This window comes from Bacillus sp. RHFS10 (genome assembly GCF_016757475.1).
Lineage (GTDB): Bacteria > Bacillota > Bacilli > Bacillales > Bacillaceae > Bacillus > Bacillus subtilis_G.
In genome coordinates, this window is the sequence record NZ_JAESPO010000001.1 from 107897 (window position 1) to 123225 (window position 15329).

At 44.2% G+C, this 15329-nt stretch carries 13 protein-coding genes; 12 read left to right on the top strand and 1 reads right to left on the bottom strand.

The window, feature by feature from the left end; genetic code table 11:
• The first annotated feature begins 124 nt into the window (after positions 1-124).
• The 6 genes from maeB (at position 125) to JMN17_RS00535 (ending at position 6945) form a co-directional block, all read left to right on the top strand.
• On the top strand, positions 125-1354 hold the full coding sequence (maeB, locus tag JMN17_RS00510) for an NADP-dependent malic enzyme (protein WP_087992428.1): 1230 nt from the start codon (positions 125-127) through the stop codon (positions 1352-1354).
• Between the two features lie 336 nt (positions 1355-1690).
• The gene (accD, locus tag JMN17_RS00515; protein WP_087992427.1) at positions 1691-2557 is read left to right on the top strand and encodes an acetyl-CoA carboxylase, carboxyltransferase subunit beta; all 867 of its coding nucleotides are present in this window, start codon (positions 1691-1693) and stop codon (positions 2555-2557) included.
• A complete protein-coding gene (accA, locus tag JMN17_RS00520) occupies positions 2548-3525 on the top strand; it encodes an acetyl-CoA carboxylase carboxyl transferase subunit alpha (RefSeq protein ID WP_202326934.1) in 978 nt (325 codons plus the stop codon). The genes accD and accA overlap by 10 nt, the downstream gene beginning before the upstream one ends.
• A 183-nt stretch (positions 3526-3708) precedes the next feature.
• Positions 3709-4668, top strand: coding sequence for a 6-phosphofructokinase (pfkA, locus tag JMN17_RS00525; protein WP_202326935.1), 960 nt, complete (start codon positions 3709-3711; stop codon positions 4666-4668).
• Between the two features lie 42 nt (positions 4669-4710).
• Positions 4711-6468 carry a pyruvate kinase gene (gene pyk / locus JMN17_RS00530; protein ID WP_202326936.1) on the top strand — a complete coding sequence of 586 codons (1758 nt, stop codon included), beginning with the start codon at positions 4711-4713 and terminating at the stop codon, positions 6466-6468.
• A gap of 93 nt (positions 6469-6561) precedes the next feature.
• Complete coding sequence (locus JMN17_RS00535) at positions 6562-6945, top strand: FxsA family protein (protein ID WP_087992423.1); 384 nt, start codon at positions 6562-6564, stop codon at positions 6943-6945.
• Positions 6946-6976: 31 nt separating this feature from the next.
• On the opposite strand, the gene ytvI is transcribed toward JMN17_RS00535, so the two are convergent.
• Positions 6977-8092, bottom strand: coding sequence for a sporulation integral membrane protein YtvI (ytvI, locus tag JMN17_RS00540; RefSeq protein ID WP_087992422.1), 1116 nt, complete (start codon positions 8090-8092; stop codon positions 6977-6979).
• 95 nt (positions 8093-8187) lie between these two features.
• On the opposite strand from ytvI, the gene JMN17_RS00545 reads away from it, so the two are divergent.
• The 6 genes from JMN17_RS00545 (at position 8188) to phoR (ending at position 15188) form a co-directional block, all read left to right on the top strand.
• The gene (locus JMN17_RS00545) at positions 8188-8652 is read left to right on the top strand and encodes a DUF441 domain-containing protein (RefSeq protein WP_087992421.1); all 465 of its coding nucleotides are present in this window, start codon (positions 8188-8190) and stop codon (positions 8650-8652) included.
• Between the two features lie 334 nt (positions 8653-8986).
• Positions 8987-10105: a citrate synthase gene (gene citZ, locus JMN17_RS00550; protein ID WP_087992420.1), complete on the top strand. Its 1119-nt coding sequence runs from the start codon at positions 8987-8989 to the stop codon at positions 10103-10105.
• Between the two features lie 164 nt (positions 10106-10269).
• Positions 10270-11541 (top strand): NADP-dependent isocitrate dehydrogenase, encoded by a 1272-nt coding sequence (icd, locus tag JMN17_RS00555; protein WP_087992419.1) that lies wholly within the window; start codon positions 10270-10272, stop codon positions 11539-11541.
• 43 nt (positions 11542-11584) lie between these two features.
• Positions 11585-12523 carry a malate dehydrogenase gene (gene mdh / locus JMN17_RS00560; protein WP_087992418.1) on the top strand — a complete coding sequence of 313 codons (939 nt, stop codon included), beginning with the start codon at positions 11585-11587 and terminating at the stop codon, positions 12521-12523.
• Positions 12524-12733: 210 nt separating this feature from the next.
• Positions 12734-13456, top strand: a complete 723-nt coding sequence (phoP, locus tag JMN17_RS00565) for a two-component system response regulator PhoP (protein WP_087992417.1) — start codon at positions 12734-12736, stop codon at positions 13454-13456.
• A complete protein-coding gene (gene phoR, locus JMN17_RS00570; protein WP_202326944.1) occupies positions 13449-15188 on the top strand; it encodes a sensory box histidine kinase PhoR in 1740 nt (579 codons plus the stop codon). Before phoP ends, phoR begins: the two co-directional genes overlap by 8 nt.
• Positions 15189-15329: the final 141 nt, after the last annotated feature.

Sequence of the window (15329 nt, forward strand, 5' to 3'; positions counted from 1 at the left end):
TTGTTATACAATTGGAGCAATTATGTCATCCTGTTTAAATATTTAGATAGATTAACTCCGCAGAATGCAGCAATCAACGCACCAGTATACGAATCAAAAATATCCATAAGGAGTGTTTAGGAGAATGTCATTAAGAGAAGAAGCATTACACCTGCATAAAGCCAATCAGGGGAAACTGGAGTCTAAATCGAAAGTAGAAGTCAGAAACGCGAAAGATTTAAGCCTTGCGTATTCCCCGGGTGTTGCAGAACCGTGTAAGGATATTCATGAAGACATTAACAAAGTATATGATTATACAATGAAGGGGAACATGGTAGCAGTTGTGACTGACGGTACAGCTGTTCTTGGCCTTGGAAATATCGGCCCTGAAGCCGCGCTTCCTGTTATGGAAGGGAAAGCTGTCCTATTCAAAAGCTTTGCAGGCGTAGACGCGTTCCCGATTGCTTTAAACACAAACGATGTTGATAAGATCGTTGAAACTGTTAAATTGCTTGAACCGACATTTGGCGGTGTCAACCTTGAAGATATCGCAGCGCCAAACTGCTTTATCATTGAAGAGCGCCTTAAAAAGGAAACAAACATCCCGGTTTTCCATGATGATCAGCACGGTACTGCCATTGTAACGGTAGCAGGTCTTGTAAACGCGCTGAAACTGTCTGGAAAATCAATGTCATCCATTAAAGTTGTCGCAAATGGCGCCGGTGCGGCTGGTATTGCGATTATCAAGCTCCTTCACCATTACGGCGTACGTGACATCGTGATGTGCGATTCAAAAGGAGCGATTTATGAAGGGCGTCCGGAAGGCATGAACGATGTCAAAAACGAAGTGGCGAAATTCACAAACCAAGACCGCAAAGACGGTTCTCTGAAAGATGTCATCGCTGATGCTGACGTATTTATCGGCGTATCTGTAGCAGGAGCGTTAACAAAAGAAATGGTGCAAAGCATGGCAAAAGATCCGATTATCTTTGCGATGGCAAATCCCAATCCGGAAATTATGCCGGAAGATGCGCGTGAAGCTGGCGCAAGCGTTATTGGAACGGGCCGTTCTGACTTCCCGAACCAAGTAAACAATGTTCTTGCATTCCCTGGTATTTTCCGCGGAGCGCTTGACGTTCGCGCCACTCACATTAACGAACAAATGAAAATCGCAGCTGTTGAAGCTATTGCTTCATTGGTTTCAGAAGATGAGCTTAGCGCAGACTACGTTATCCCTGCCCCGTTTGATAAACGGGTTGCACCTGCTGTTGCGAAGGCTGTCGCTAAAGCGGCGATGGAAACAGGTGTCGCAAGAATCACTGTTGACCCTGAGGAAGTTGCTGAAAAAACGAGAAAACTTACGATTATTGGTTAATCATTTTAATTCATTCCAAAAATGGCAGCGCGTTGGACGAGACCGGCGCGCTGTTCTCAAGTTAAACTGGCGGCTGAAATTTTTTTAGGGGCTGGACTTAAAAAAATTTCATCCGGGTTTAACATTATTTTTGAATGCGTTACCAACCTTGTCAGTTCAACGTCTTATCTGATCTCATACGAGTCGTCCCGACTGCGTCATTGAATAAAAAGTTGTCGAATTGAGGATGACAGCGTTTGACAAAAAAAGTACAATAGTTTCGGTAAAGTTATTAGCAAGTCTATCTGTTTGATGACATGCGGTGAAGAGAACCCTTCACAAAAGGGAGGTAATCATGTGTTAAAGGATATATTCACGAAAAAGAAAAAGTATGCTTCCGTACCGTCTGAGCAAGCGAAGCACGACGTTCCGGAAGGCATTATGACAAAATGTCCTAAGTGTAAAAAAATCATGCTCACTAAAGAGTTGGATAAAAATATGCGGGTATGCATGAACTGCGATTATCATTTCCCGATGAACGCAAAACAGCGTGTCGAAAGCTTGATGGATGAACAATCCTTTGAGGAATTTAACCAGGGAATGTTATCAGAAAACCCGCTAGGTTTCCCGGGATATCTGGAAAAGCTTGAAAAAGACCGCGAGAAAACATCCTTAAACGAGGCTGTTGTGACGGGCAAGGGCGCCATTGGCGGATACCCGGCTGTTGTCGCCGTCATGGATTCTTCATTCAGAATGGGCAGCATGGGTTCAGTCGTCGGTGAAAAAATCACGCTTGCGATTGAAAAAGCAAAAGCTGATAAAGTTCCGTTTATTATTTTTACGGCTTCAGGCGGTGCGAGAATGCAGGAAGGCGTATTAAGTTTGATGCAAATGGCTAAGACAAGCTCTGCCTTAAAACTGTTCAGTGAAGAACAGGGCCTCATTATTTCAATTATGACCCATCCGACTACCGGAGGCGTATCGGCTAGCTTTGCTTCACTCGGCGATTATAATTTTGCTGAGCCTGGCGCGCTGATCGGTTTTGCAGGAAGACGGATTATTGAACAGACAATAGGTGAAAAATTGCCTGAGGACTTCCAAACGGCAGAGTTTTTATTAAAACATGGACAGCTTGATGCGGTTATTCACCGCCAAGACATGAAACAAACGTTAGAAAATCTGCTGGATATGCATCAAGCGGGAGGTGACTTTGAGTGGCTGTAAGATTAGAATTTGAAAAACCGGTGATTGAACTGCAAACGAAAATCGCTGAATTGAAAAAATTCACCCAGGATTCAGATATGGATCTGAGTGCGGAAATTGAACGGCTCGAAGACCGTCTCGCTAATCTTCAGGATGAAATCTACAAAAATCTGAAGCCTTGGGACCGTGTTCAAATCGCGCGTCTGCCGGACCGTCCGACAACGCTTGATTATATTGAACACCTGTTTACCGGCTTTTTTGAATGTCACGGAGACAGAGCTTACGGAGACGATGAAGCCATTGTCGGCGGCATTGCGAAGTTCCATGGCCTTCCTGTAACGGTAATCGGGCATCAGCGCGGTAAAGACACGAAGGAAAACCTTGTCCGTAATTTTGGGATGCCGCATCCTGAAGGCTACCGAAAAGCGCTTCGTCTCATGAAGCAGGCTGACAAATTCAACAGACCGATTATTTGTTTTATTGATACGAAGGGAGCATACCCTGGACGAGCAGCGGAAGAAAGAGGACAAAGCGAAGCCATTGCCAAAAATCTCTTTGAGATGGCCGGCCTTCGAGTGCCTGTTATCTGCATCGTCATCGGTGAAGGCGGAAGCGGCGGAGCCCTTGGTCTCGGTGTTGGCAACCACTTGCATATGCTGGAAAACTCTACTTATTCTGTTATTTCTCCGGAAGGTGCCGCGGCACTTTTATGGAAGGACTCCAGTCTTGCTAAAAAAGCAGCAGAAACAATGAAAATCACTGCGCCGGATTTAAAAGAATTAGGTATTATAGATCATATGATAAAAGAAGTAAAAGGCGGAGCGCACCACGATGTTAAGCTGCAGGCAAGCTATATGGACGAAACCCTTAAGCAATCGCTAAAAACGTTGCTGAAGCTGGATGAAGAAGAATTAGTTCAGCAACGCTATGAAAAATATAAAGCAATTGGCAAAGTCTCGAATGAAGACCAATATATCGGGGTAAACTAAATAAACGTGAAGCCTTTGGCTCACGTTTATTTTTTGTGACATTCTTTAAATTTTATTTAAAAACAATTTATTTAATTGTATAATAGGTAAGGTTTCATAGGGAGGATGGAGATCCCTTTTCATTGTTTTTAGGGCAATGATCATGTTATGTTTAATCATATATGTTGCTGAGGTGAATGGAGAATGAAACGTATAGGGGTATTAACGAGCGGCGGGGATTCCCCGGGAATGAACGCAGCAGTTCGCGCAGTAGTCAGAAAAGCGATTTATCATGACGTTGAAGTTTACGGCATTTACAACGGATACGCAGGATTGATCGGCGGAAAGATTGAAAAGCTTGAACTCGGATCTGTAGGCGATATTATACATCGCGGAGGAACAAAGCTTTATACGGCAAGATGTCCTGAATTCAAAACGGTTGAAGGCCGTGAAAAAGGGATAGAGAACTTGAAGAAGCTTGGTATTGAAGGTCTTGTTGTCATCGGCGGAGACGGTTCCTATATGGGTGCAAAAAAATTGACGGAACATGGGTTTCCATGTGTAGGTGTACCGGGTACAATTGATAATGACATTCCGGGTACTGATTTTACAATCGGTTTCGATACAGCTTTAAATACAGTAATTGACGCAATTGATAAGATCCGCGATACAGCGACTTCTCATGAACGTACATATGTGATTGAAGTAATGGGCCGCCATGCCGGTGATATTGCATTGTGGGCCGGCCTTGCAGGGGGCGCGGAATCAATCCTGATCCCTGAGGCAGACTACGACATGCACGAAATCATTGGCCGCTTAAAACGCGGCCACGAACGCGGCAAGAAGCACAGTATTATTATTGTTGCCGAAGGTGTAGGCAGCGGTGTTGAATTCGGAAAACGCATTGAAGAAGAAACAAATCTTGAAACTAGGGTATCTGTATTGGGCCATATTCAGCGCGGAGGTTCTCCGAGCGCTGCTGACCGCGTGCTGGCAAGCCGTCTTGGCGCATATGCAGTTGAACTGCTGCTTGAAGGAAAAGGCGGACGCTGTGTGGGTATACAAAACAATAAGCTTGTAGACCATGATATTATAGAAATACTGAATACAAAACACACAGTAGAGCAAAACATGTATCAGCTTTCAAAAGAACTGTCTATTTAATGTGCAGCTGAAGGCTGAAGATTTCAGAAGGAAGTGAACCAAATGAGAAAAACTAAAATTGTTTGTACCATCGGTCCGGCAAGTGAAAGTATTGAAATGCTTACGAAATTAATGGAGTCAGGAATGAACGTGGCTCGTTTGAACTTTTCTCACGGAGATTTTGAGGAGCACGGAGCAAGAATTAAAAATATCCGTGAAGCAAGCAAAAAACTTGGCAAAAACGTTGGTATCCTGCTTGATACAAAAGGTCCGGAAATCCGCACACATACGATGGAAAACGGCGGCATTGAGCTTGAAACAGGCAAAGAGCTTATCGTTTCAATGGACGAGGTTGTAGGGACAACAGACAAAATTTCAGTGTCATATGAAGGTTTAGTCGATGACGTTGGACAAGGTTCAACGATTCTGTTAGATGACGGACTTATCGGCCTTGAAGTACTTGATGTTGATGCCGCTAAACGCGAAATCAAAACAAAAGTATTAAACAACGGAACACTCAAAAATAAAAAAGGTGTTAACGTGCCGGGCGTAAGTGTCAACCTTCCTGGTATCACTGAAAAAGATGCACGAGACATCGTTTTCGGTATTGAGCAAGGAGTAGACTTTATCGCAGCGTCTTTCGTACGCCGTTCTACGGACGTGCTTGAAATCCGTGAGCTTCTAGAAGAGCACAATGCTCAGGATATTCAAATCATCCCTAAAATCGAAAACCAAGAGGGCGTTGACAACATTGATTCTATTCTTGAAGTGTCTGACGGCTTAATGGTTGCACGCGGAGACTTAGGTGTGGAAATCCCAGCTGAAGAAGTGCCGCTTGTGCAAAAAGACCTGATTAAAAAGTGCAACGCGCTTGGAAAGCCTGTTATTACAGCGACACAAATGCTTGACAGCATGCAGCGCAACCCGCGTCCGACCCGTGCGGAAGCAAGTGACGTTGCAAACGCGATCTTCGACGGCTCAGATGCGATCATGCTTTCTGGTGAAACAGCTGCCGGAAGCTATCCGGTTGAGGCGGTTCAAACCATGCACAACATCGCGTCTCGTTCTGAAGAAGCTTTAAATTATAAAGAAATTCTTTCAAAACGCAGAGATCAAGTAGGCATGACGATAACAGACGCAATTGGACAATCTGTCGCGCACACGGCGATCAATCTGGAGGCAGCTGCGATTGTCACGCCGACTGAAAGCGGCCATACTGCGCGCATGATCGCGAAATACCGTCCGCAGGCGCCGGTTATTGCGGTTACTGTAAATGATTCTGTTTCCAGAAAACTTGCGCTCGTATCTGGCGTATTCGCGGAAAGCGGCCAAAATGCGAACTCAACAGATGAGATGCTTGAGGATGCTGTCCAAAAATCATTGAACAGCGGACTTGTAAAAAATGGCGATCTGATCGTCATTACAGCAGGCACTGTCGGTGAGTCTGGCACGACGAACTTAATGAAAGTATACACTGTCGGCGATATCATCGCTAAAGGCCAAGGCATCGGACGCAAATCAGCTTTCGGTCCGGTTGTCATTGCACAAAATGCAAAAGAAGCTGAGCAAAAAATGACTGACGGTGCGGTACTTGTTACAAAAAGCACTGACCGTGATATGATTGCATCTCTTGAAAAAGCGTCTGCTCTTATTACAGAAGAAGGCGGCTTGACAAGCCATGCTGCGGTAGTCGGATTAAGCCTCGGCATTCCGGTTATCGTTGGGCTGGAAAATGCGACATCTACTTTAACAGACGGCCAGGATATTACAGTTGACGCATCCAGAGGCGCAGTCTACCAAGGCCGTGCGAGCGTTCTTTAGTCACAGATGAACACGGAAGGGGAATCCCTTCCTTTTCTCTTTATCTTGCCTTATGTTGAACAGAGGTGTGTTACACGTGTGGGGGGCCCGGATATGAGATTTTTATTTTTGCTTTTTATTGTGTTTCCGGCATTAGAAATCGGGATATTCCTATTTTCAGGCAAGCTGATCGGCATTTTGCCGACGGTCTTTTTAATGATTCTGACAGGCATTATCGGCGCAGCAGCTGCAAAAAAACAAGGAACCGAAGTGTATTACAAGGTTCAGCGTGATCTTCAATATGGCCAGATGCCGGGGGAAGCGATTGCTGACGGCCTGTGCATTTTCATTGGCGGTCTTTTGCTGATGCTTCCGGGCTTTTTATCAGATTTGGCCGGCGCCTGTTTGCTTATCCCGCTTACCCGCAGCTGGTGTAAGCCGATTCTGTTCAAGTGGCTGAGAGGAATGTCGAAGAACAAACGGATCATCATCAAATAAAAAACGGCAGCCATAAATATGGGCTGCTGTTTTATTTTTGCTGAACGGTGATATAGGACCATATTTCCTTTAATGTGCCTGTTGTGATGAAAGCCTGGATCATGACGAGAAGAGCCGGCCCGGCAATGAGTCCTAAAAACCCGAATAATTTAAAACCGGCAAACAGGGCGATGAGCGTTGCCAGCGGATCGATCCCGATTGATTTACTAAGTATTTTAGGTTCTGTCAGCTGCCGCTGAATAAGAACAACAAGGTACAGTATGCCGATTCCGATTGCCTGAGGCAGCTGGCCTGTAATCGATAAATACAAAATCCACGGCACAAATACGGAGCCCGCCCCCAAATAAGGGAGAAGATCAACAAGTCCTATTAAAAAAGCAATTGTTGCGCCATGTTCAACTTTTAAGAGAGCAAGGCCGATAAATACAATGATCATCGTAATGAAAACGAGAACGGCCTGCGCTTTGATAAAACCGGTCATTGCTTTTTTTAATTCATTGCTGATCGCTCTGCTGTTGGCTGTAACCCGATCCGGCAGAATCGAAACGAACATGGTTTTCAGCTTGTGCCAATCCTTTGTCATAAAAAAAGTTGCCAAAAGAGAAAAAACGAGAACAGCCGCTGTATTTGGAAGAAGTCCGAAAAATCTCGGAATCATTTCTAATATGTGGGACAGCAGCAGTCCGGCATTTTTAGCCGCGGAATCACCGAGTGTCTGAATATGAGTGACGATGGAAGCCTGCTGATTGGTCTCCAATTCTTGAAACAAAAGGGTCAGTTCGTTATAGAGCGGCTGGATATGAGTCGTAAACAATTTTTCGCAATATGAGATAAACGTGCTGATATGCGGAGGCAGCGTTTTTGCAAGATAGGCTGTTCCCGTGACGATTTCGGCTACCAGAATGGTGAGTACACCAAAGGCTGCGAGCAGAAAAAAAGCAAGCACGCCCAGAACATTTATCGTTCGCGGGAATCCTGTCACTTTGTCCAAATAATCGACAACAGGATGAATCGCTGATGAAAGAATAAGGGCGATCAGGAACGGATAAGTTAACGGAAACGAATAATAGGCCGCAGCTATCGATCCTGCGGTAATTGATATGACAAAGAGGGTTCTGAAGAAAATAGTGATATAAGATTGGTTCACGAAAACGGTCCTCCTCCCGTCAGCATGTCCTATTTATATATATATTCACGCTCCGGCTGAATATGAATACATACATCTTAAAGGAGGGATGGCATGTGTTTACACAAGCGAATTTATTTTTAATTTTACTCTTGGCTATCGCACTTATCGCAAAAAATCAATCATTGCTTTTTGCTGTATCCGTCCTTTTGATTATCAAAATCGTTGGACTTGATCAGAAATTATTACCAACCATCCAGTCAAAAGGCATTAACTGGGGTGTGACCGTTATTACCATCGCCGTTCTTGTTCCGATTGCGACGGGTGAAATCGGGTTCAAGCAGCTTGGAGAAGCAATGCGGTCTTCATATGCATGGATCGCCTTGGGAGCGGGAATCGCAGTGGCGCTGATTGCCAAAAACGGTCTGACTCTGCTGGAAAATGACCCGCATATTACAACTGCTCTCGTGATCGGGACCATTCTCGCAGTCGCGCTTTTTGGCGGTGTGGCGGTGGGACCGCTGATCGGAGCGGGGATTGCTTATATTGCCATGCAGATTGTAAAACTGTTCTCTTCATGAAAAAAGCGGCCCGAAAGCCGCTTTTTTTTATATGCAAAAACCCGCAAATAAAGGCGTTTTTTCGGGGAAATCACAGAATGAAAAAAAAAAATTATAGGTAAACATTTAACAAATGTCTGATTATTGTTTATAATGAGAATAGGCATAAACTTAAATAAGCTTATAAGAATTTGTTATGGTCTTTCATAAGCAAGCGGTTTCAGTACCAGCAGGCATTAAAATGTAAGCATTTTCTTTTTTGGGGGGAGAAATACTTACACCATGCTTTTTAAGTTAGCCTCATGTTTTTACAACACTCTTAAAGGGGAAATTTATTGAAAAGGGGATGTTATATATGACAGCGACACGCGGTCTTGAAGGGGTTGTAGCAACAACATCATCTGTGAGTTCTATTATTGATGATACCCTTACATATGTGGGGTATGATATCGATGATTTGACAGAGAATGCAAGCTTTGAAGAAATCATTTACTTACTTTGGCACTTAAGGCTGCCAAACAAAAAAGAGCTTGATGAGTTAAAACAGCAGTTAGCAAAAGAAGCTGCCGTTCCGCAAGAAATTATTGAGCACTTCAAATCTTATTCCCTCGAAAATGTTCATCCCATGGCTGCTCTTCGGACAGCGATTTCTTTACTAGGCCTGTTTGACAGCGAGGCTGATACCATGAACCCGGAAGCCAACTACAGAAAGGCGATCCGCCTTCAGGCAAAGGTGCCTGGTTTGGTCGCAGCGTTTTCCAGAATCCGCAAGGGTCTTGAACCCGTTGAGCCAAGAGAAGACTACGGCATTGCCGAGAATTTTCTCTACACATTAAATGGAGAAGAGCCTTCGCCGATTGAGATCGAAGCCTTCAACAAAGCACTGATTTTACATGCCGATCACGAGCTGAACGCGTCAACGTTTACAGCGAGGGTCTGCGTTGCAACACTTTCGGATATCTATTCAGGAATTACTGCAGCGATCGGCGCACTTAAGGGGCCGCTTCATGGCGGTGCAAACGAAGCTGTCATGAAAATGCTGACAGAGATCGGCGAAGTGGAGAATGCAGAACCTTACGTTCGCACCAAGATGGAAAAGAAAGAAAAAATAATGGGGTTCGGCCATCGCGTTTATAAGCATGGCGATCCGCGCGCCAAACATTTAAAAGAAATGAGCAAGCGACTGACCAACCTGACAGGCGAAAGCAAATGGTATGAGATGTCGATTCGTATAGAAGAGATCGTCACATCAGAGAAAAAGCTGCCGCCTAACGTTGATTTCTATTCGGCTTCTGTTTACCACAGCCTCGGCATTGACCATGATTTGTTTACACCCATTTTTGCTGTAAGCAGAATGTCCGGCTGGATCGCTCATATTCTTGAGCAGTATGACAACAACCGTCTGATCCGCCCGCGCGCAGATTACACAGGCCCTGACAAACAAACTTTCGTTCCGGTTGAAGAAAGAGCCTAAAGAACCATTGGAGGCTGGCTTGCGTTAATGAAGTTAGCCTCTTGTTCAGAACAGCAAAAGTGGTTTACAATTTAAATTGAATATTGGGAAAAATCATTTTGTTTTTTATAGAAGAAAAATAAAATGTTTTCTAAATATGAATTACATACTGGGAGGTTTTTATTGTGGCACAAGGTGAAAAAATTACAGTCTCTAACGGAGTATTAAACGTACCAAACAATCCGATTATCCCGTTTATCGAAGGAGACGGAATCGGTCCTGATATTTGGAACGCTGCTTCAAAGGTTTTGGAAGCAGCAGTTGAAAAAGCATACAAAGGCGAAAAGAAAATCACGTGGAAAGAAGTTTATGCCGGAGAAAAGGCTTATAATAAAACAGGTGAGTGGCTGCCAGCTGAAACATTAGATGTTATCCGTGAATATTTCATCGCGATTAAAGGGCCGTTAACGACACCTGTCGGCGGCGGTATCCGCTCTTTGAACGTAGCGCTCAGACAAGAGCTTGACCTATTCGTCTGCTTAAGACCTGTAAGATACTTTAACGGGGTGCCGTCACCGGTAAAACGCCCTGAAGATACTGATATGGTCATCTTCCGTGAAAATACAGAAGATATTTACGCAGGCATCGAGTACGCAAAAGGTTCTGAAGAAGTGCAAAAGCTCATCAGCTTCTTGCAAAATGAGTTAAACGTCAACAAAATCCGTTTCCCTGAGACATCAGGTATCGGCATTAAGCCTGTTTCTGAAGAAGGAACAAGCCGGTTGGTCAGAGCAGCAATTGATTATGCGATCGAGCGCGGCCGCAAGTCTGTAACGCTTGTTCACAAAGGAAACATCATGAAGTTCACAGAAGGCGCCTTCAAAAACTGGGGCTATGAACTTGCAGAGAGAGAGTATGGCGATAAAGTCTTCACATGGGCTGAATATGACCGCATTGCTGAAAAAGACGGAAAAGATGCCGCTAATAAAGCGCAAAGCGAAGCAGAAGCAGCAGGCAAAATCATTATCAAAGACAGCATCGCTGATATTTTCCTTCAGCAGATCCTAACACGTCCAAGCGAATTTGATGTTGTTGCGACAATGAACCTTAACGGAGACTATATTTCTGACGCTCTTGCTGCACAAGTCGGCGGAATCGGTATTGCACCTGGAGCAAACATTAACTATGAAACAGGACATGCGATTTTTGAGGCGACGCACGGAACGGCTCCTAAATATGCGGGCCTTGATAAAGTAAACCCATCTTCAGTTATTCTTTCAGGCGTTCTGCTTCTTGAGCATTTAGGATGGAATGAAGCGGCTGATTTGGTTATCAAATCTATGGAAAACACAATCGCTTCTAAAGTCGTAACTTACGATTTTGCCAGATTAATGGACGGTGCGACTGAAGTGAAATGTTCAGAGTTCGGTGAAGAACTGATTAAAAACATGGACTAAGCAAGGAAACAGCCTAAAATTAGCCATAAAGGAGAAGAGAGACATGGGAAATACTCGTAAAAAAGTTTCTGTTATCGGAGCAGGTTTTACCGGAGCGACAACCGCATTTTTAATCGCTCAAAAAGAATTGGCAGACGTTGTGCTTGTTGATATTCCGCAATTGGAGAACCCGACAAAGGGAAAAGCGCTTGATATGCTTGAAGCAAGCCCTGTTCAAGGCTTTGACGCGAAAGTTACTGGAACATCCAATTATGAGGATACAGCGGGTTCTGACATTGTTGTCATTACAGCAGGTATCGCTAGAAAACCTGGTATGAGCAGAGATGATCTAGTCTCTACAAACGAAAAAATTATGAGAAGCGTTACACGAGAAATCGTGAAATATTCTCCTGAGTCTATCATTGTGGTGCTGACAAATCCTGTTGATGCAATGACATACGCGGTGTACAAAGAATCAGGTTTCCCTAAAGAGCGCGTCATCGGCCAGTCCGGTGTGCTTGATACGGCAAGATTCAGAACATTTGTGGCAGAAGAATTAAACCTATCAGTCAAAGACGTGACAGGTTTCGTTCTTGGCGGACACGGTGACGATATGGTGCCGCTTGTGCGTTATTCTTATGCCGGCGGTATCCCGCTTGAAACTCTTATCCCGAAAGAACGGATTGACGCCATTGTGGAGCGCACAAGAAAAGGCGGAGGCGAAATCGTGAATCTTCTTGGAAACGGAAGCGCGTACTATGCGCCTGCGGCTTCTCTGGCAGAAATGGTCGAAGCGATCTTGAAAGATCAGCGCCGCGTCCTTCCTACAATTGCTTATCTTGAAGGAGAATACGGCTATGAAGGCATCTACCTTGGTGTTCCTACAATTGTAGGCGGCAACGGTCTTGAGCAAATTATTGAACTTGAACTGACAGACTATGAAAGAGCACAGCTGAATCAATCAGTTGAATCTGTCAAAAATGTCATGAAAGTATTATCTTAGTAAAAAGAGAGAAAGGCTTGCTTGATAGAGCCTTTCTCTTTTTGTTATAAATGTAAGCGTTATCAAATGATTCTTTATTTCGTTTAAAAATGATATAAAAGGCGAATTGCCGGAATATCCTGCTTTCGCTAAAATAAAATCATGAAACATGTTAAGATGACATAAAATAGAGAAATAGGATGTCGGGGAATTTAATACTGGAGGCACAGCATGAACAAGAAAATTTTAGTTGTGGATGATGAAGAATCTATTGTTACTCTTTTGCAGTACAATTTGGAACGGTCAGGCTATGATGTCATTACCGCCTCGGACGGGGAAGAAGCACTCAAAAAAGCGGAAACAGAGAAGCCTGATTTGATTGTGCTGGATGTGATGCTTCCAAAACTGGACGGAATCGAAGTGTGCAAGCAGCTGAGACAGCAAAAACTGATGTTTCCGATTCTAATGCTGACAGCGAAGGATGAGGAATTCGACAAAGTATTAGGACTCGAGCTCGGTGCTGATGATTATATGACCAAGCCGTTCAGTCCAAGGGAAGTGAATGCAAGAGTCAAAGCGATTTTAAGGCGTTCCGAAATGGCTGCGCCCTCTAGTGAAATGAAGAATGATGAAATGGAAGGCCAGATCGTCATTGGCGAACTGAAAATTCTGCCTGATCATTATGAAGCGTACTTTAAAGACAATCAGCTTGAGCTGACACCGAAAGAGTTCGAACTGCTGCTGTATTTGGGCAGACATAAAGGCAGAGTGCTGACGAGAGATTTGCTGCTGAGCGCTGTCTGGAATTATGATTTTGCCGGAGATACGAGAATTGTTGATGTGCATATCAGCCATCTCCGCGACAAAATTGAAAGCAATACAAAAAAACCGATCTATATCAAAACGATTAGGGGATTGGGCTATAAACTGGAGGAGCCAAAAATGAATGAATAAATACCGTGTGCGCCTTTTTTCTGTACTTGTAGTCTGTATGATTCTGGTGTTTAGTGTCCTCGGGCTGTTTTTGCAGCAGCTCTTTGAAACAACTGGTCAAAGGAAAGCAGAGGAACACATTGAAAAAGAAGCCAAATACATGGCTTCGCTTCTTGATGCCGGCAATCTGAATGATCAAGAAAATAAGAAAATCATTAAAGATGCAGGCGGCGCGCTCGATGTGAGCGCATCCGTTATCGATACAGACGGCAAGGTGCTGTACGGGTCAAACGGGGTAGCGGCAGATTCTCAAAAGGTGCAGGCCCTTGTTTCTGGCCATGAGGGTGTTCTTTCAAAAGCAAATAACAAGCTTTATTACGGACTTTCGCTTAGAAGCGAAGGTGAAAAAACAGGATATGTGCTGCTTTCTGCCTCTGAAAAAAGCTACGGCTTGAAAGGCGAAATGTGGGGGATGCTGACGGCCAGTCTTTGTACCGCATTTATCGTCATTATTTATTTTTATTCCAGCATGACCTCACGTTACAAAAGATCAATTGAAGCAGCGACAAATGTAGCAACAGAATTGTCCAAGGGAAACTACGATGCCAGAACGTACGGCGGCTATATCAGGCGCTCTGATAAGCTCGGCCGTGCGATGAACAGCCTTGCCGTTGATCTGATGGAAATGACGAGAACGCAAGAAATGCAGCGAGACCGGCTGTTAACAGTCATTGAAAATATTGGCTCCGGGCTGATTATGATTGATGGAAGAGGTTTTATCAATCTCGTGAACAGGTCTTACGCCAAGCAGTTCCATATCAATCCGAATCAGATGCTGCGCCGTCTTTATCATGATGCATTTGAACATGAAGAAGTGATCCAGCTTGTCGAAGACATTTTTATGACGGAGACAAAGAAATGCAAGCTGTTAAGGCTTACGATCAAGATTGAACGGCGTTATTTTGAGGTTGACGGCGTTCCGATTATGGGACCGGACGATGAATGGAAAGGAATTGTGCTCGTTTTCCATGACATGACGGAGACCAAGAAATTAGAGCAGATGAGAAAGGATTTTGTGGCCAATGTATCTCATGAGCTGAAAACGCCGATTACGTCTATTAAAGGGTTTACAGAGACGTTATTGGACGGGGCGATGGAGGACAAAGAGGCGCTTTCTGAGTTTCTCTCTATTATTCTAAAGGAAAGCGAAAGGCTTCAGTCTTTGGTTCAGGATCTGCTCGATCTCTCAAAAATAGAGCAGCAAAATTTCACACTCAGCATCGAAAAGTTTGAGTCGACCAAAATGCTTAGTGAAATTGAAACGCTTCTAAAGCATAAGGCCGATGAGAAAGGCATCTCCTTACAACTGAATGTCCCGAAAGATCCGCTCTATGTATCGGGTGACCCGCACAGGCTGAAACAGGTATTTCTTAATCTCGTAAACAATGCGTTAACCTACACGCCTGAGGGGGGCTCTGTAGCTATCAATGTAAAGCCCGGAGAAAAAAACATTCAAATTGAAGTTGCCGATTCCGGAATCGGAATTCAGAAAGAAGAAATTCCGCGTATCTTCGAACGTTTTTACCGTGTAGATAAAGACAGAAGCAGGAATTCTGGCGGAACAGGCCTAGGCCTTGCGATCGTCAAGCATTTAATAGAGGCTCATGAAGGGAAAATCGATGTCACAAGTGAGCCTAGACGGGGAACCGTCTTTACCGTGACGCTGAAACGAGCTGCTGAAAAATCCGCCTAATGTTTACAAAGGTTTAACAATATCTTCATGCACTGTTAAACCTATGCTGGTAGGATGTAGTAGAACCCCTTCATCCAAGGAGCCAATTTTGACGGCGGGAACCTTTTTGTGTTCCCGTCCTTTTTTGTGTCTTCTCTTTTA